This window comes from Bacillus sp. FSL R5-0397, assembly GCF_038593395.1.
GTDB lineage: Bacteria > Bacillota > Bacilli > Bacillales > Bacillaceae > Bacillus > Bacillus altitudinis.
Window position 1 is genome coordinate 557,466 of the sequence record NZ_CP151992.1, and the last position, 17,411, is coordinate 574,876.

The 17,411-nt window shown below is 43.0% G+C and carries 19 protein-coding genes and 7 tRNA genes; 25 read left to right on the plus strand and 1 reads right to left on the minus strand.

What is annotated here, in order from left to right; all coding sequences use genetic code 11:
- The first annotated feature begins 218 nt into the window (after positions 1-218).
- The 11 genes from NSQ70_RS02645 (at position 219) to NSQ70_RS02695 (ending at position 8,058) form a co-directional block, all read left to right on the plus strand.
- On the plus strand, positions 219-500 hold the full coding sequence (locus NSQ70_RS02645) for a hypothetical protein (protein WP_003214273.1): 282 nt from the start codon (positions 219-221) through the stop codon (positions 498-500).
- 4 nt (positions 501-504) lie between these two features.
- Entirely contained in the window at positions 505-855 is a 351-nt protein-coding gene (ndoA, locus tag NSQ70_RS02650; RefSeq protein WP_003214169.1) for a type II toxin-antitoxin system endoribonuclease NdoA, read from the plus strand.
- Between the two features lie 114 nt (positions 856-969).
- A complete protein-coding gene (locus NSQ70_RS02655; RefSeq protein ID WP_017358395.1) occupies positions 970-1,800 on the plus strand; it encodes an RsbT co-antagonist protein RsbRA in 831 nt (276 codons plus the stop codon).
- Between the two features lie 4 nt (positions 1,801-1,804).
- Positions 1,805-2,173, plus strand: a complete 369-nt coding sequence (gene rsbS / locus NSQ70_RS02660) for an RsbT antagonist protein RsbS (RefSeq protein ID WP_003214235.1) — start codon at positions 1,805-1,807, stop codon at positions 2,171-2,173.
- A gap of 2 nt (positions 2,174-2,175) precedes the next feature.
- A complete protein-coding gene (locus NSQ70_RS02665) occupies positions 2,176-2,577 on the plus strand; it encodes an anti-sigma regulatory factor (RefSeq protein ID WP_003214085.1) in 402 nt (133 codons plus the stop codon).
- A gap of 10 nt (positions 2,578-2,587) precedes the next feature.
- Positions 2,588-3,595, plus strand: a complete 1,008-nt coding sequence (locus NSQ70_RS02670) for a PP2C family protein-serine/threonine phosphatase (protein ID WP_017358394.1) — start codon at positions 2,588-2,590, stop codon at positions 3,593-3,595.
- Positions 3,596-3,654: 59 nt separating this feature from the next.
- The gene (locus tag NSQ70_RS02675; protein ID WP_017358393.1) at positions 3,655-3,984 is read left to right on the plus strand and encodes an anti-sigma factor antagonist; all 330 of its coding nucleotides are present in this window, start codon (positions 3,655-3,657) and stop codon (positions 3,982-3,984) included.
- On the plus strand, positions 3,981-4,469 hold the full coding sequence (rsbW, locus tag NSQ70_RS02680) for an anti-sigma B factor RsbW (RefSeq protein ID WP_017358392.1): 489 nt from the start codon (positions 3,981-3,983) through the stop codon (positions 4,467-4,469). The genes NSQ70_RS02675 and rsbW overlap by 4 nt, the downstream gene beginning before the upstream one ends.
- A complete protein-coding gene (gene sigB / locus NSQ70_RS02685) occupies positions 4,435-5,223 on the plus strand; it encodes an RNA polymerase sigma factor SigB (protein ID WP_012009000.1) in 789 nt (262 codons plus the stop codon). The genes rsbW and sigB overlap by 35 nt, the downstream gene beginning before the upstream one ends.
- Complete coding sequence (locus NSQ70_RS02690; RefSeq protein WP_017358391.1) at positions 5,223-5,822, plus strand: PP2C family serine/threonine-protein phosphatase; 600 nt, start codon at positions 5,223-5,225, stop codon at positions 5,820-5,822. Before sigB ends, NSQ70_RS02690 begins: the two co-directional genes overlap by 1 nt.
- A 76-nt stretch (positions 5,823-5,898) precedes the next feature.
- Complete coding sequence (locus NSQ70_RS02695; RefSeq protein WP_041507146.1) at positions 5,899-8,058, plus strand: Tex family protein; 2,160 nt, start codon at positions 5,899-5,901, stop codon at positions 8,056-8,058.
- Between the two features lie 19 nt (positions 8,059-8,077).
- Here the strand turns inward: NSQ70_RS02695 and cmpA are convergent, their stop codons facing one another.
- Positions 8,078-8,212 (minus strand): cortex morphogenetic protein CmpA, encoded by a 135-nt coding sequence (gene cmpA / locus NSQ70_RS02700; RefSeq protein WP_008346893.1) that lies wholly within the window; start codon positions 8,210-8,212, stop codon positions 8,078-8,080.
- Positions 8,213-8,311: 99 nt separating this feature from the next.
- Here cmpA and NSQ70_RS02705 point away from each other — a divergent pair, with 99 nt between their 5' ends.
- The 14 genes from NSQ70_RS02705 (at position 8,312) to NSQ70_RS02770 (ending at position 17,354) form a co-directional block, all read left to right on the plus strand.
- The gene (locus NSQ70_RS02705) at positions 8,312-8,785 is read left to right on the plus strand and encodes a SprT family protein (protein WP_017358389.1); all 474 of its coding nucleotides are present in this window, start codon (positions 8,312-8,314) and stop codon (positions 8,783-8,785) included.
- Positions 8,786-8,977: 192 nt separating this feature from the next.
- Positions 8,978-9,955 (plus strand): thiamine pyrophosphate-dependent dehydrogenase E1 component subunit alpha, encoded by a 978-nt coding sequence (locus tag NSQ70_RS02710; RefSeq protein ID WP_342502428.1) that lies wholly within the window; start codon positions 8,978-8,980, stop codon positions 9,953-9,955.
- A 20-nt stretch (positions 9,956-9,975) separates the two neighbouring features.
- Complete coding sequence (locus NSQ70_RS02715) at positions 9,976-11,013, plus strand: alpha-ketoacid dehydrogenase subunit beta (protein WP_024719198.1); 1,038 nt, start codon at positions 9,976-9,978, stop codon at positions 11,011-11,013.
- A 17-nt stretch (positions 11,014-11,030) separates the two neighbouring features.
- Positions 11,031-12,161, plus strand: a complete 1,131-nt coding sequence (locus tag NSQ70_RS02720; protein WP_217967515.1) for a dihydrolipoamide acetyltransferase family protein — start codon at positions 11,031-11,033, stop codon at positions 12,159-12,161.
- Between the two features lie 18 nt (positions 12,162-12,179).
- On the plus strand, positions 12,180-13,559 hold the full coding sequence (gene lpdA, locus NSQ70_RS02725; RefSeq protein WP_335352463.1) for a dihydrolipoyl dehydrogenase: 1,380 nt from the start codon (positions 12,180-12,182) through the stop codon (positions 13,557-13,559).
- 108 nt (positions 13,560-13,667) lie between these two features.
- Entirely contained in the window at positions 13,668-15,515 is a 1,848-nt protein-coding gene (locus tag NSQ70_RS02730; protein ID WP_342502429.1) for a sigma-54-dependent Fis family transcriptional regulator, read from the plus strand.
- A gap of 209 nt (positions 15,516-15,724) precedes the next feature.
- A tRNA-Asn gene (locus tag NSQ70_RS02735) sits at positions 15,725-15,799 on the plus strand.
- Positions 15,800-15,803: 4 nt separating this feature from the next.
- Positions 15,804-15,894 (plus strand) — tRNA-Ser (locus NSQ70_RS02740).
- A gap of 9 nt (positions 15,895-15,903) precedes the next feature.
- A tRNA-Glu gene (locus NSQ70_RS02745) sits at positions 15,904-15,975 on the plus strand.
- Between the two features lie 26 nt (positions 15,976-16,001).
- Positions 16,002-16,076 (plus strand) — tRNA-Gln (locus NSQ70_RS02750).
- A gap of 32 nt (positions 16,077-16,108) precedes the next feature.
- Positions 16,109-16,184: transfer RNA gene (locus NSQ70_RS02755), tRNA-Lys, on the plus strand.
- 7 nt (positions 16,185-16,191) lie between these two features.
- Positions 16,192-16,274 (plus strand) — tRNA-Leu (locus NSQ70_RS02760).
- A gap of 46 nt (positions 16,275-16,320) precedes the next feature.
- Positions 16,321-16,404: transfer RNA gene (locus NSQ70_RS02765), tRNA-Leu, on the plus strand.
- Between the two features lie 155 nt (positions 16,405-16,559).
- Entirely contained in the window at positions 16,560-17,354 is a 795-nt protein-coding gene (locus NSQ70_RS02770; protein ID WP_035390362.1) for an alpha/beta hydrolase, read from the plus strand.
- Positions 17,355-17,411 lie beyond the last annotated feature (57 nt).

Genomic DNA, 17,411 nt, shown 5'->3' on the forward strand with positions numbered 1-17,411 from the left:
TTTTTTAGAGATTTTGGAAATACCGTATGATTTTCGGAAAAAAGCGTATAATGGGAAAGAGGAACTCCATTATCATCTTGATTTACGGGTGGCGAGCCGCTTCATGTTCTAATAAGAAATCATGAAAAAACAGCTTTGCTTGTGCATTGAATAATGGTATGATTAGTCTTGGAATGGATCGAAACGGTATCCGTAAGTTTTGTGGAGGTGTATGTTTTTTGTCTGAATCCAGCGCAACAAACGAAATGAAGATTCGACTGCCGGAGGCTTTAATGTCTGAGATCGAACGAGTAGCAGAGCAGGATAAGGTAACAAGAAATGAATTGATCTACCGAGCGACAAAAACGTATATTCGTGAACGTAATATTCGACAAAATCGTGAATCGATGAGACGCGGCTACATGGAGATGGCGAAAATTAATCTGAATATCTCTTCAGAGGCACAATACGCAGAATTTGAGGCTGAGAATACAGTTGAGCGATTAGTCAGCGGGGGTTAAACATTTGATTGTTAAACGCGGTGATGTTTACTTTGCTGATTTATCTCCTGTTGTTGGCTCCGAGCAGGGCGGGGTTCGCCCGGTATTGGTGATTCAAAATGACATTGGAAATCGCTTCAGCCCGACTGCTATCGTTGCAGCCATAACAGCCCAAATACAAAAAGCGAAATTACCGACTCACGTCGAAATTAATGCAAAGCGCTACGGCTTTGAACGAGATTCTGTCATTCTTTTGGAACAAATTCGTACAATCGATAAACAAAGATTGACAGATAAAATCACACATCTTGATGATGAGATGATGGAGAAGGTTGATGAAGCCTTACAAGTTAGTTTGGCTCTTATTGATTTTTAATATGGTGATACTTGGTTGCTCTATTGGGAGCAACTTTTTTTGTGTTCAATTTTTTTTAACGTTATAATGAAGAAAGACTAAAGAAGAGCTTTAAATGTAAGTAGGGGGTAAAACATGTCGAATCATATCGTGTTAGCTTTTGCAAGAAAGCACCAAAAGGAATTAGAAACAGAGTGGACGGACATTTTAAAACGACTCGGAGAAAAAGAAACGGACATGATGCTGAACGACAAAATGTATGAAACCATCTGTTCGGAATATGTTCAACTCATCATTACATCCCTTTCAGAGGGGGATCATGAGGATTTTGAAGAAAAAGTGCAAAATTTTGCTTTGAAAATCGTTCAAATGGGTATATCACTTAAGTTACTGGCAAACGGTCTAACGGAAATCCGTACACATTTATATGAAAAAATGAACGATGACAAAGATACAACACAAGAAAGTCATGACCTCATCTGGCAAATCGATCGATTCATCACACCCATCCATAATGAGATCTTAAACCAGTATTCCATCTCATGGGAAAAAACCGTCAGCCTTCAAAAAATTGCGCTGCAGGAACTTTCTGCCCCGCTAATCCCTGTGTTTGAGCACATCACCGTCATGCCACTTGTTGGCACAATTGATACAGATCGTGCGAAAAAAATTATGGAGAACCTGCTTAATGGTGTCGTCAAACATCGCTCACAGGTCGTCCTGATTGATATCACGGGTGTACCTGTCGTAGACACAATGGTGGCACACCATATTATTCAAGCGTCAGAGGCTGTGAGATTAGTAGGAGCGAAGTGTTTACTTGTCGGTATTCGCCCAGAAATAGCCCAAACGATCGTTAACCTTGGAATTGATTTATCTCAGGTTACAACAAAGAATACCCTTCAAAAAGGAATTCAAACTGCTTTGGAAATGACAAATCGAAAAATTGTTTCATTGGAGGGATAACCAATTGAGAAATCACCCGAAGATTCCAATCTTAAAATTATATAATTGTCTTCTGATTTCAATACAGTGGGAGCTTGATGATCAAACAGCTCTTCACTTTCAAGAAGACTTACTGAATAAAATTCATGAAACAGGAGCAAACGGTGTGGTCATTGACTTAACATCCGTCGATATGATTGATTCATTTATCGCAAAGGTATTAGGCGATGTGATCACCATGTCCAAGCTCATGGGGGCAAAAGTTGTATTAACAGGAATACAGCCGGCAGTCGCTGTGACGCTTATTGAACTTGGCATTTCACTGGAAGAAATTCAGACAGCACTAGATCTTGAACAAGGGCTTGAGACACTGAAGCGGGAATTGGGGGAATAGATATGAAAGACCAATCCTGTGTAAAAATATTGACGGAATGGGACATAGTCGCAGCAAGACAATTGGGGCGGAATGTTGCAAAAGAACTTGGTTTTGGAACAGTTGACCAAGCAAGAATTACGACGGCCATTTCAGAATTAGCTCGTAACATCTATTTATACGCTGGTAAAGGTCAGATTTGTATAGAAGAAGTGATGGAGCGCGGAAAGCGTGGACTCAAAGTCATCGCAGCCGATGAGGGGCCTGGCATCATGGATATACGTAAAGTAATGGAAGACGGATTTTCTACATCAGGCGGACTCGGAGCAGGCTTGCCGGGCGTCAGAAGACTGATGGATGAATTTAAATTAGATTCCGCACCAGAACAAGGAACTGAGATACAAGCTGTCAAGTGGCTTCGCTAGGAGGGAAACCATGGATTTTAAGGAGGTAATGGAGCAGCGTTATCATCAGCTGCTCAGTCGTTATATCAGTGATTTAACTGAAACATCGCTTTATCAAGCTCAAAAATTTAGCCGTAAAACCATTGAGCATCAAATACCTCCTGAAGAAATAGTGAGTGTTCACCGAAAAGTGATTCAGGAGCTTTACCCTGATTTGCCGGAAGATGTCTTTCATTCACTAGACTTCTTAATTGAAGTCATGATTGGATACGGACTTGCCTACCAGGAGCATTTAACACTAAGAGGCATCCAGCAAGAAATTAAGTCGGAAATTGAAATTGCTGCAAATGTTCAGCAAACCCTTCTGGAAACGAAAATTCCAGAAGGAGACACATTTGATATCGGAGCCATCAGTGTGCCGGCAAAACAGATGAGCGGGGATTATTACCATTTCGTAACAGATCACGATACAATCAATATCGCGATTGCAGACGTCATTGGGAAAGGCATTCCAGCTGCGCTCTGTATGTCGATGATTAAGTATGCGATGGACTCCTTGCCAGAGTCAGGCAGCGGCCCAACGAAAGTGCTCAAAACCCTTAATCGTGTGGTCGAGCAAAACGTAGACCCAAGCATGTTTATCACCATGTTTTATGGCAGCTATAATAAAGAAACACATGAATTTAAGTACGCATCGGCTGGACATGAGCCGGGCTTTTTCTATTGCAAAAAAGAGAATCAATTTTACGATTTAGATGCAAAAGGTCTTGTCCTTGGAATCGCACCAGACTTTGATTATAAGCAGTATGAGAAGCATTTGGACGTAGGGGATATGGTGATCTTATTCTCTGATGGTGTCACAGAATCCAAATCGGAGGATGGCTTCCTAGAGCGTGAGGATATCAAAGCCCTGATATCTGAGAACCTATCCTATTCAGCTCAGGAAATGGTGGATTCCATCTATGACAGCTTACTCAAGCTGCAAGAATTTCAGCTGCATGATGATTTTACGTTACTTGTCCTCAAAAGGAAGGTTTAGAAAGTGCATAGACGGGTATATAAAATTCAAGGAAACAAGAATTTCGAGGTGAATGCATAATGAATATGTCTGTAAAAGAGCATCAAATAGATCAAAAAACGAAAATTAGTGTTAGTGGAGAAATCGATGTGTACTCTGCTCCTCAGCTAAGAGAAACACTCATGCCTAAAGCCGAGGCGGGAGAGCATCTAGAGATCTGTTTGAAGGATGTTACGTATATGGATAGTACAGGATTAGGTGTATTTGTTGGGTTGTTTAAAGCAGCTCAAAAAGCAGGTGGAACACTAAAGCTTGAGAACTTATCAGAGCGGCTTGTAAGGTTGTTTGAAATTACTGGATTAAAGGACATCATTGACATTTCTGCAAAGTCAGAGGGTGGGGTACAATGAACGAAACAGTAGATCTAATCGAGATGAAAATACCGGCAAAACCAGAATACGTAGGCATCATTCGTCTGACTCTTTCAGGCGTAGCGAGCCGAATGGGCTATGCCTACGAAGAGATTGAGGACTTGAAAATTGCCGTCAGTGAGGCATGTACAAATGCAGTTCAGCATGCCTATAAGGGAAAAGACGGTGAAGATGGAGAGGTAGCTGTTCGCTTTCTTGTCTACGAAGATCGTCTAGAAATCATTGTCGCAGACAAAGGCGGTAGCTTTGACTTTAAGCAAAAGCAGGAAGACCTAGGGCCGTACACATCTGCTCATACGGTGGATCAATTGGCAGAAGGAGGTCTTGGTTTATACTTAATGCAAACATTGATGGATGAAGTCGAGGTGCAAGCAAACTCCGGAGTTACCGTGGCGATGACAAAGTTTTTAAACAGGGAGCGAGTTGACCATGACACAACCATCCAAAACTATGAAACTAACTAAAGATGAAGTGGATCGCCTCATTCAAAGCTATCAATCCAACCAAGACGAGCAGGCGCAGCTGACACTAGTTGAGTGTTATACAAATCTTGTGGATATGCTCGCGAAGAAATACTCCAAAGGAAAAAGCTTTCATGAAGATTTAAGACAAGTTGGAATGATTGGTCTACTTGGCGCAATTAAGCGTTATGATCCACTTGTCGGTAAATCATTTGAGGCATTTGCCATTCCAACCATTATCGGGGAAATCAAACGCTTTTTACGTGATAAAACATGGAGTGTCCATGTACCAAGACGAATTAAAGAGCTTGGACCAAGAATCAAGATGGCTGTTGATCACCTGACAACGGAAACGCAAAAGTCACCTAAAGTACAAGAAATCGCAGAATATCTAGATGTAACAGAAGAAGAAGTGCTTGAAACAATGGAGATGGGCAAAAGCTATCAAGCGCTGTCTGTTGACCAAGGCGTAGAGGCAGATTCTGAAGGAAGCACTGTGACGATTTTAGACGTCGTCGGCTCACAAGAAGAAGGGTACGAACGTGTAAACCAAAAAATGATGCTTGAAAGTGTGCTTCACGTTCTGACAGATAGAGAAAAAGAAATTATCAATCTCACGTACTTGCAAAATAAAAGCCAGAAAGAAACAGGCGATTTACTCGGCATATCTCAAATGCATGTATCAAGGCTGCAGCGGAAGGCAGTTAAAAAGCTACGAGATGCACTGTCAGAAGATGCGTCTATGGAGCTAGGGTAATGAAGCAGATCGAACAGCATGAGCATGTAAACGCCATTATCTATCAATCGAACAAAGAAGGAAAATCATGCTGCGGGGACAGTTTTTTTATTAAAGCAGATGATGAAGAACTAATTTGTGCTGTAGCAGACGGATTAGGCAGCGGCCAGTTCGCCAATGAATCATCTTCTTTAGTCAGCGAAATTGTCGAAGAATATGGACATGAGGATGTGACAACCCTCATCGATAGATGCAATCAGGCCATGAAAAATAAACGCGGAGCCACTGTAGCCATATTAAAGGTGAATTTTTCCCAGCAGCAGTTTACCTATTGTTCGGTTGGTAACATTCGTTTTATCTTGAATGCACCTTCTGGCGACTATATTTATCCACTTCCGACATCAGGATATCTATCAGGTAAACCTAGAAAATACAAAACATACACCTATTCCTACGAAAAAGGTTCGACATTCATTATGTATTCAGACGGGCTGAATGTGCCAAACATGCGAATGTGTTTAAAGCATAGCCATTCAGTTGCAGACATCGCAAAAGAACTTGAAACATACACACAAGACAAGAAAGACGATCTCACCTATGTACTTGGTCAGCTTACATGAAATAGCTGACCTTTTTTCTGTTTTGCCAGTTTTTTTGATACACTAAAAGAGAAGACACAGTGAGAGGATGCAAAGTATGAAGACATCTGACTTTTTATTGAAACAAATTGCGACAGAATTAAAGCTTTCAACAAAACAAATTGGAAGTGTAATCCAGCTATTAGAGGATGGCAACACCGTCCCGTTTATTGCACGCTACCGGAAAGAGCAGACAGGCTCACTAGACGAGGTGCAAATTCAAACCATTTCTGAACGCTATACATATATCCAAAATGTGACGAATCGAAAAGAAGAAGTGATTCGCTTAATCGCTGAACAAGACAAATTAACAGATGAATTAAAACAGAAGATCGAACAGGCGCATAAGTTGCAAGAGGTCGAAGATTTATATCGACCATTTAAACAAAAACGAAAAACGAAGGCAAATGTAGCCAAAGCAAAAGGACTTGAGCCGCTTGCGGAGTATTTACTGAAGCTGCCAAACGATGAGATCGAAAAGAAAGCATCGGCTTTTATTAATGAAGAAAAAGAAGTCACAACCGCAGAAGAAGCACTAGAGGGCGCCCAGCACATCATTGCTGAACAGCTTGCGGATGATCCTGATATGCGGAAATGGATTCGCAGTGAGACGTACCAAAAGGGAAGTCTTGTCACATCAGGAAAAGACGTTGAAAACGACGAGAAAAACGTCTATGAAATGTATTACGACTATCAAGAGCCGATTAAAAAAATTGTGCCTCATCGTGTACTCGCGGTCAACCGAGGCGAGAAAGAAGGGATTTTGAAAGCAGCCATCGAACCACCTGCTGAAAATATTCGTTTCTACCTCGATAAACAAGTCTTAAAAGGCAAGCAAACGACGGCGAGGCCTTACATTGAAGCGGCCATTGATGATGCATACAAGCGCTTGATTCAGCCTTCAATTGAACGGGAAATACGAAAAGAGCTGACAGAAAAAGCAGAGGAACAAGCCATTCATATTTTCGCTGAAAATTTAAGAAAGCTCCTACTTCAACCGCCGATGAAAGGGAAACGTGTACTTGGGGTGGACCCTGCGTTTCGTACAGGCTGTAAATTAGCCGTCGTGGATGATACAGGAAAAGTCCATCATATTGGCGTCATTTATCCGCACCCGCCTGTGCAGAAAAAAGCGGAAGCCAAACAAAAAGTGAAAGAAATCATTCAATCATCCAACATTGAAGTCATTGCGATCGGAAACGGAACAGCCTCAAGAGAGACCGAACAATTCATCGCAGACTTGATCCAAGAGCTGGACCAGCCAGTTTCATATTTGATCGTGAATGAAGCAGGGGCAAGTGTATACTCTGCATCTGCACTGGCAAGAGAAGAGTTTCCAGACTTGCAAGTCGAAGAACGAAGCGCTATATCCATTGCTCGAAGATTACAAGATCCATTAGCAGAGCTCGTAAAAATAGATCCAAAATCTGTCGGAGTAGGCCAATACCAACATGACGTGAGCCAAAAGCAATTAAACAGCTCGTTAACCTTCGTGGTGGAGACGGTCGTCAACCAAGTCGGTGTGAACGTTAATACAGCTTCACAGGCACTGCTGCAATATGTGTCAGGTCTTTCAAAAGCCGTCGCAGGGAACATCGTCAAGCGCCGTGAAGAAATTGGGAGATTCACAAGCAGAAAAGAGCTGAAGGATATCCCAAGGCTTGGTGCAAAGACATATGAGCAGTGTATCGGCTTCCTGCGCATCACAGATGGACAAGATCCACTTGACCGCACGGGTATTCACCCTGAAAGCTATAAAGAAACAAAACAGTTTTTACGCATGATTAAGATGACGCCAGACGATCTTGGTACAGAGCAGTTAAAAGAGAAAATCGCAGAGGTCAAGCTAGACGAAGCCGCACAGCAGCTTGACATTGGTCCAATTACACTCCAGGATATCATCGATCAGCTCACAAGACCTGAGCGTGATCCGCGCGATGAAGTACCAAAACCTCTTTTGAAAACAGATGTGTTGAAATTGGAGGACTTGAAGCAAGGGATGGAGCTACAAGGAACGGTGAGAAACGTCGTAGACTTCGGCGCATTCGTTGATATTGGCGTAAAACAGGATGGACTTGTCCACATTTCCAAGCTGAGCAACCGCTTTGTGAAGCACCCACTTGACGTCGTGTCAGTTGGTGACATTGTGACCGTATGGGTAGACTCCGTTGACCAGGCAAAAGGCAGAGTGGCTCTATCAATGCTAAAACCAGAGTAAACAAAAAACGAGGCGCACCTTAGGATGGGGTGTGCCTTGATGTGACTGAATGCTTTTTTCTATAGAAGTACCAGCATTGATTAAGCAATTTGATTTGATAATGATTTTTCTCATAAAATGCTTTCTGCATCTGATTTTTCAGCCAGTTGGGCATCGCCCATTCCTCCTTTGATCAAAACAGTGGGTGTACCTTCAATGTATGCAAAGAGGAAATTGTCCCGTTCGAGGTTTTTATAGAAAGGAACGATCTTGATTGAACGAGAGAGAGTTACAGCAGTTAACAGAAGACATTTCAGAGCAGTTCTTTGGTAAGGCGTTTCGCCATCAGGCTGTTTTTAATGACCGTCTTAAAACGACAGGCGGGAGATATTTACTTGGAACACACAATATCGAATTGAACCGCCGATACCTAGAAGAACATGGACGAGAAGAATTAATCGGAATCATCAAGCATGAGCTGTGTCATTATCATCTGCATCTTGAGGGAAAAGGCTATCAGCATCGTGACCGTTCTTTTAAAGAGTTATTAAAACAAGTAGGAGCCCCGCGTTTTTGTACAGCGCTAAAGACCGTACAAAATAAACGACGTGGACAGAAGCGACAAGAATATGTTTGCACAGGATGCGGTCAGTATTTTATCAGGAAAAGGCGAGTTGATACCTCTCGTTATGTGTGCGGCGTCTGCAAAGGAAAATTAAAATGGCAGCGTACAATCGGTTCAGAGTGATATGCATTCCTTTATGGGGTGCTTTTTTTGTGAGATGAAGTAGACATATTGAGACAAATAGAGACGCGAGTCTCATTTTGTCTCTTTTTTGATCGATGGGAATCGCTCAAATCCTAAGCTTTCAAGCGCCATGATGTTGGCACGCTTTTTGCTTGTATAGAAGTGCAAGCAAAAAAGATAGGAGGTTTTATCATGGAAATGGCACTTACAAAAGAAAAAGCCGTTTGGATGTATCAAAAAATGCAGGAGATTCGCCAATTTGAAGATCAAGTACACATGCTTTTTACAAAAGGGATCCTGCCAGGTTTTGTCCATCTTTATGCTGGTGAAGAAGCTGTTGCTGTAGGAGTCTGCGCTCATCTGAATGAACAAGACAGTATTACAAGTACACACCGTGGCCACGGTCATTGTATCGCCAAGGGCTGTGATCTAAAAGGAATGATGGCAGAAATCTATGGAAAAGCCACAGGTCTTTGTAAAGGTAAAGGTGGATCTATGCACATTGCAGATTTTGATAAAGGAATGCTCGGTGCCAACGGGATTGTTGGAGGCGGCTTTCCACTTGCGTGCGGGGCAGCCCTCACGGCTAAATATAAAAAGAAAGACAATGTAAGCGTTTGCTTTTTTGGGGATGGTGCTAACAATCAAGGGACTTTTCACGAAGGAATCAATCTCGCTGCCATCTGGAAACTGCCAGTCATTTTCATCGCAGAAAACAATGGTTACGGGGAAGCGACGCCATTTTCGTATGCTTCAAGCTGCAAATCGATTGTGGATCGAGCCGGTAGTTATGGTATTCCGGGTATTCAAGTGGATGGAAAAGATGTGACAGCCGTTTATCAAGCAGCAGAACAAGCGATAGAACGAGCAAAAAATGGAGAAGGTCCGACATTGATTGAATGCATGACATATCGGAATTATGGTCATTTTGAAGGAGACGCTCAGCGCTACAAAACCAATCAAGAAAAAACCGAACATCAAGAAGAGAAAGATGCCATCACTCTTTTTAAAAACGAATTATTAAAGCAGCAGCTGCTAACAGATCAAGAAATATCAAGTATTGAAGCGTCTGTAGCAGAAGCGATAGATGAAGCCGTAAGATTCAGTGAAGAAAGTGAATATCCAGATCATACTGAATTGTTAACTGATGTGTATGTTTCGTATCAATAAATCTGAAAGGAGAGAGGGAAATGACAAGAGAAATCAGCATGTCTAGTGCTTTGAATGAAGCGATTAAACTGGCAATGAGAAGAGACGAAGATGTCATTTTAATGGGGGAAGATGTTGCGGGAGGTGCTCATGTAGATCACTTACAGGATGATGAAGCATGGGGCGGTGTTCTTGGTGTAACAAAAGGGATTGTTCAGGAATTTGGGCGTGAACGTGTCCTTGATACACCGATTAGTGAAGCTGGCTATATAGGTGCGGCCATGGCTGCTGCTTCAACAGGGCTAAGACCAATTGCTGAACTCATGTTTAATGATTTTATCGGTACTTGTCTTGACCAAGTGCTGAATCAAGGCGCAAAATTTCGATACATGTTTGGCGGAAAAGCAGAGGTGCCAATCACGATTAGAACGACCCATGGGGCGGGTTTTAGAGCAGCTGCCCAGCATTCGCAAAGTTTGTATGCACTATTTACAAGTATCCCTGGATTGAAAGTAGTTGTGCCTTCTTCACCATATGATGCCAAAGGGCTGCTGCTGGCAGCCATCGAGGATCAGGACCCTGTCATCTTTTTTGAAGACAAGACGCTTTACAATATCACAGGAGATGTGCCGGAGAGGTATTACACATTGCCGCTTGGTCAAGCAGATGTGAAGAGGGAAGGTTCTGATGTAACCATCTTTGCGGTGGGCAAACAAGTGTATACAGCACTCGAAGCGGCAGAGCAATTGTCTGCTCAAGGTATTGAAGCGGAAGTGATTGATCCAAGAAGCTTGTCGCCGCTCGATGAGGAGGCCATTCTGACTTCAGTAGAAAAAACAAATCGACTTGTCATTGTCGATGAAGCAAATCCAAGATGCGGAATTGCCGCAGATATCTCTTCTTTGATTGCAGATAAAGGATTTGATTTACTGGACGCACCAATCAAAAAAGTGACGGCTCCTCATACACCGGTACCATTTTCACCACCTCTTGAAGATATTTATCTGCCAACACCTGATAAAGTTGTGAACACCGTATTAGAGATGATTGGCAAGAGTCATGACAAGATCTTGAACTAGAGAAAGGAGAGAGGGAGATGGCTGTCGAAGTTGTGATGCCTAAATTGGGCATGTCGATGAAAGAAGGAACGGTATCTGTCTGGAATAAAGAGGTCGGTGAGACCGTAAGTAAAGGAGAAAGCATTGCAAGCATCAACTCCGAAAAAATTGAAATGGAGATCGAATCACCTGCTGAAGGAACCATTTTGGATATAAAAGTGTCTGAGGGAGAAGGTGTACCGCCCGGCACGGTCATCTGCTATATCGGTGAAGGAAATGAACAGGTGGAGAGAAAGAAAGAAAAAGAAATCCAGTCAAAACCAAAGAAAGAGAGAAAGAAAATCTCCCCTGTTGCCCGTAAAATGGCGAATAGCGCAAATCTAGACATTGATACGCTAGTGGGGACAGGACCAGGTGGAAGAATTACGAAAGAGGATGTGCTTCGTGCACTTCCTGAACGGAAAGAGAAGAAACAAAACGAGACAGTGCAACAGCCTATTAACATGATGCGGAAAACAATTGCCTCAAGAATGATGGAAAGCCTGCAAACAAGTGCACAATTAACCATTACGATGAAAGCGGACGTGACAAAACTGACAAACCTACAACAACAGCTGAATGAAACAGCCATCGCACGTTACGAGACAAAGTTGACCATCACCGATTTTGTAGCCAAAGCAGCGATCCTATCGTTGTTAGAACATCCTGCGATGAACAGTCAATATCATAACGGAGTTGTCGAAACCTTTGAGAATGTTCATCTTGGGATTGCTGCTGCGTTAGATAACGGATTGGCTGTACCGGTCATTCGGCATGCGGAGCGGTTAACGCTGATAGAGCTGGCGAAGGGCATTAAATTGTATGGTAAAAAAGCACGTGAAGGAAAGCTTCTACATGACGAAATCAAAGGTTCTACCTTTACCATCACCAATCTTGGAGCGTATGGTGTAGAGCATTTCACACCAATTTTGAATCCGCCGGAAGCGGGGATCCTTGGCGTCGGAACAATGTATGACACCCCTGTTTATCGAGAGGATGAATTGTGCAAAGGGACCATCCTACCACTCAGTCTTACGTTTGATCACCGCGTGCTGGACGGGGTGCCTGCCTCTGCATTTTTATCAACGGTCAAAGCACACTTAGAAGAACCATTATCCATTCTTTTATAGAAAGAAGGTGAATGTACCATGACACTGGTCATTATAGGAGGCGGACCAGCAGGTTATGTGGCGGCCATAACAGCCGCCCGTTTTGGCAGAGAGGTTGTGTTAATTGATCAAGGTCAGCTGGGAGGTACCTGCCTCAATGAAGGCTGTATCCCGACCAAAGCACTTTTGCAAAGCGCCGATATGTATGAGCATGTGAAATCGGCTGGACATTTTGGAATTGAGCTTCCAGAACATGAGCCTATCATTCAATGGAATGCTGTCCAAAAGCGGAAACAGTCTGTCGTCAAGCAGCTCACTGATGGTGTTCGTTACTTGATGAATAAAAACAAAATTACCGTGGTAAATGGGAAGGCTTCATTTCTATCAGCACATGAGCTATTCATAGAAAGTGAAGGAAAGTCTGAAATCATTCAAGCAAAACAAATCATTATTGCAACAGGGGCTGTGCCTGCGGCTTTACCGTTTGCACCTTTTGATGGCGAATGGATCATTCACAGCAAGGACGCCATGTCACTTTCTTCGATCCCAGATTCACTTTGTATCATTGGGGGCGGGGTGATTGGCTGTGAGTTTGCGAGCATCTTTAGCAGAATGGGATCAAAGGTTGTTATGGTTGAACGTGCAGTGCACATTTTACCAGAAGAAGATCGTGATACAGCACAATGTCTTCACGAGCAGCTCGAAGAAACGGGTGTAAACATTTTGACGTCCGCCGCAGTCAAACAGCTTGATTCCTCTTCAAGAAAAGTAGTGGTGGAGAATAATCAAGGAGAACGTTGTGACATCCAGTCGGATCTTTGCTTAGTGGCGATTGGCAGAACTCCGCAACTTGGAGAGTTGAATCTTGATCAGATTGGAATTGAATTTGATAGAAATGGAATCTACGTCAATGAACATATGCAAACCAATCTCCCGCATATTTATGCGTGCGGTGATGTGACAGGTGGTGTACAGCTTGCTCATACTGCCTTTCATGAAGGGACGGTTGCGGCTTCCCATGCATCAGGTGAACATATAAAGGTCAATGAACAAGTGATTCCGAGGTGCATCTACACCTCTCCAGAAATCGCGAGTGTTGGTTTAAATGAAGAGAGTGCTAGAAAACAATATGAGGAGATTCGGATAGGGACATGTGCATTTTCTGCAAATGGAAAAGCATTAATCTTAAATCAACCAGCCGGTCACGTAAAGGTCATTGTAGAGCCGCAATATCAAGAAATATTAGGCGTTTCAATCATTGGACCGAATGCAACAGAAATGATTGGACAAGCGGCGGTGATGATGCATGCAGAGTTGACCGCTGATACATTAGAGCAGTTTATTGCGGCACATCCGACACTGTCAGAGGCAATACACGAAGCCGTTCTGCAAACCATTGGAAGAGCGGTGCACTGCTGAAAGAGACTCCTTTTCTATCCAATTGACTTCTTGGGTTAGCCAATGATAATTGAAAGCGCTTTTATGTTTATCTATAATGAATAAAAAGCCCCCAGAGGAGAGGATGGAATGAATCCGACGCCTTGTTATTTAAATACGTGGAAACGTTTTGTTCGTGAAGGTTTGCTTGATCAGTCTCGTCTGAATAAGAGAGTGGCAGAATCATGGCACAGGTGTAAACAGGCAAATGTGAATCCGTATTTAGATAAAGGACAGTCGTTGTTAGAAAAGGAACGATTCAGTGCCCAAAAAAAGAAATATTCATTATTCCTAAATGCGGCTCTTCCTTACTTAAATAAAATCAATCAGCAATTAAAAGATTCTGATATGCTGGCCTTACTCATCGATGCAGATGGTTATGTGCTAAGTCTGACAGGAAGCGAAAGAACGATGGTGGAAGCCAGAAGAATTAATTTTATGGAGGGTTCACGCTGGACTGAAACAGATGTAGGGACAAATGCGATCGGAACGGCACTCGTCATCGGAGAAGCGGTGACGATCAACGGAACGGAGCATTTTTCTATCGCCTCTCATCATTGGAGTTGTTCAGCTGCTCCAATTCGCGATGCGGACGGTACGATCATAGGGGTGATTGATATCTCCTGTATGACGGATAACAAGCACCCTTTTATGCTTGGAATGGCTTCAACGGTTGCTTATGCCATAGAGAGAGACATTCAAGTCGAGCAAAAAAGGAGAGAGATGGAACTGATCACTCATTGTTTTCAGCAGGTGGAAGCAGATGAACCGTATGTGGTCTGTAATGAAAAAAAGCAAATTGTGTCTGCCAGCAGGTCGATTAGAGATCGATTTTCAGACTGGCATGGAATGGATGTTGAGCGGCTTAAGGATCATCCATTTGTTATCCGGGGAAAGCAGATCATTCAATCAGAGCAAGACGGGAAGGTGCTAGGCATATCCCTTTCTCTTGAAGAAGTAGCGAAAAGCAGCATGACCGTTTCTTTTGCTCAATTTCCCGGGGAATCAGGAACAAGTAAGGTATTTCAACAGACGCTTAGTGAGATGAAGAGAGCGGCACAAACAGATGCTCATGTGTATATTTGGGGAGAAACAGGGACAGGGAAGGAACTCGCCGCTAGAGCCATTCACTCCGCCAGTGAAAGGCATAAAGGGCCGTTTATTGCTGTTAATTGCGGAGCCATTCCTGAAAGCTTGTTAGAAAGTGAGCTGTTTGGCTATGCTGAAGGTGCTTTTACAGGAGCAAAACGTCACGGAGCTAAAGGAAAATTTGAACAAGCCCATAAAGGAACACTCTTTCTAGATGAAATAGGCGAAATCCCATATGCGATGCAAGTAGCGCTTCTTCGGGTGATAGAAGAAAGGGCAGTCGTACCGCTCGGCGGGACACACGAAATCCCTTTGGATATTCGAATCATTACAGCGACTCACCGTAATATGAACGAACTGCTGAAGGAAGGAAAAATACGAGAAGACTTGTATTACCGTCTTCATGTCTATCCGATCAATATCCCGCCGCTTAGAGAAAGAAAAGAAGACATTCATGATTTGTATCGTTATTACCAAAAGAAGCATCACTGGAATGCAGCGTTTCCTGAATCATTTTTTCAGAAATTACAGGCGTATCATTGGCCAGGGAATATACGAGAGCTTTTTAACCTGTTTGAACATCTAAGGGTCCTCTTTCCGAAAGGCGGATGGATTAGTGAATCGCAATATGCTTCAGTATTAGAGACGATTGATCAGAAAAAACAGAAGCTGCATCCAGCAGAGCAACCCGAGACTTCAAAAGAACTCACATTCAGGGAACGCATTCAAAAGCAAACAGTGATAGACGCACTGCATAAAACAAAAGGTCATGTGTCAGAAGCAGCGAGGTTAGCAGGAGTACCAAGAAGTACTTTTTATAAGTGGATGCGAAAGTTTCATCTGTCTTAATCTTATGAGGAAGGCTGCATCAAGGCCCTTGGTCTACGTGGAGGTCGGGGGCTTTCTGCCAAGTTAAACAAATGGCATGGAAAAAGGCTTGACTGTTATATTAGTATATGTTAAATTATAAAAGCCGTCGCAAATGAAGCAGGAATGAAACGCTTAAAAATTCTTGACACATTTTTCTGGCATAGATATAATAAAACATGTCTTATTATTCCGCAGTAGCTCAGTGGTAGAGCTATCGGCTGTTAACCGATCGGTCGTAGGTTCGAGTCCTACCTGCGGAGCCATAATGGAGAAGTACTCAAGTGGCTGAAGAGGCGCCCCTGCTAAGGGTGTAGGTCGCGCAAGCGGCGCGAGGGTTCAAATCCCTCCTTCTCCGCCATTATCATATGGCCCGTTGGTCAAGCGGTTAAGACACCGCCCTTTCACGGCGGTAACACGGGTTCGAATCCCGTACGGGTCATGTTTTCTTTTTTTATGTTGATTCGTTGGGCTATAGCCAAGCGGTAAGGCAACGGACTTTGACTCCGTCATGCGTTGGTTCGAATCCAGCTAGCCCAGCCATTTTTTTATATATGTTTTTCTGCATAGCAGATGAGCCATTAGCTCAGTTGGTAGAGCATCTGACTTTTAATCAGAGGGTCGAAGGTTCGAGTCCTTCATGGCTCACCATTGTCACGCGGGTGTGGCGGAATTGGCAGACGCGCTAGACTTAGGATCTAGTGTCTTTATGACGTGGGGGTTCAAGTCCCTTCACCCGCATTGTTTTTAAACAGTGCACTTATGAATATATGAGCACATCATACACGCGGTCGTGGCGGAATGGCAGACGCGCTAGGTTGAGGGCCTAGTGGGTGAATAACCCGTGGAGGTTCAAGTCCTCTCGGCCGCATCTAAGAAACCAAAGGTTATAGACCTTTGGTTTTTTATGTTTTCGAAGTGATAGAACCATTATCTATGGCATTACGATAATATCAAGTTCTGTGAAACGAAGAATATTGCTCAAATTGTGATAAAATGTTGAAGGTTAGGAAAGGAGGAAAATACATGTCAATTTACCATAAAGTCATTGGAGAGGGATTTCCGATCGTGATATTGCATGGTTGGACACTTGACCATCAAGTGATGTTACATGCATTGGAACCGGTATTTGAAAAACAAAGCGGTTGGAAAAGAATATACATAGACTTACCGGGGATGGGACGTTCCAAGCCGCATCCATCTATTCAGAACTCAGATGATATGTTAGAAGCGGTATTGCGTCTTTTGGACGAGATGATCCCTGATGAACAGTTCATTGTTTGTGGTTATTCGTATGGAGGGTACATAGCTAGAGGTATTGTTCATTCACGCCGGGAAACCGTTCGTGGATTACTGCTTGTGGCTCCAATGACTATACCTGTATTCGATAAAAGAGTCGTGCCAGAGAAGACCGTTCTAAAAAGTGACAGTCACTTAATTTCACAACTGTCTTCAGAAGAGGCGGATGAATTTTGCTCCATGGCGGTTGTGCAAGGAAAAACGGAATGGGAGAGGTTTCGCGATGAAATTTACCTTCCTTCTAAACAAACAAATCATGAATTCATCAACAATATTCTTCAAAATGGATATGGCTTTACTTTCGATATTCCTTCTGAATTTCAGTATCCTACGCTCATGATCACAGGACGTCAAGACCATGTCGTCGGATATCACGATGCGTGGCGGCTGATCGAAGACTATCCAAGGGCCACTTTTGCAGTGCTTGATATGGCTGGTCACAACCTGCAGATTGAACAACCCGATGTGTTTCATTCATTAGTCCATAACTGGTTAAATAGACTTGAGTCGGAAAATGTGTAGTATTTATCAATAAGAGTTTACTGGAGTGAGACGGAACTAGATTATTCTTTTTACCAT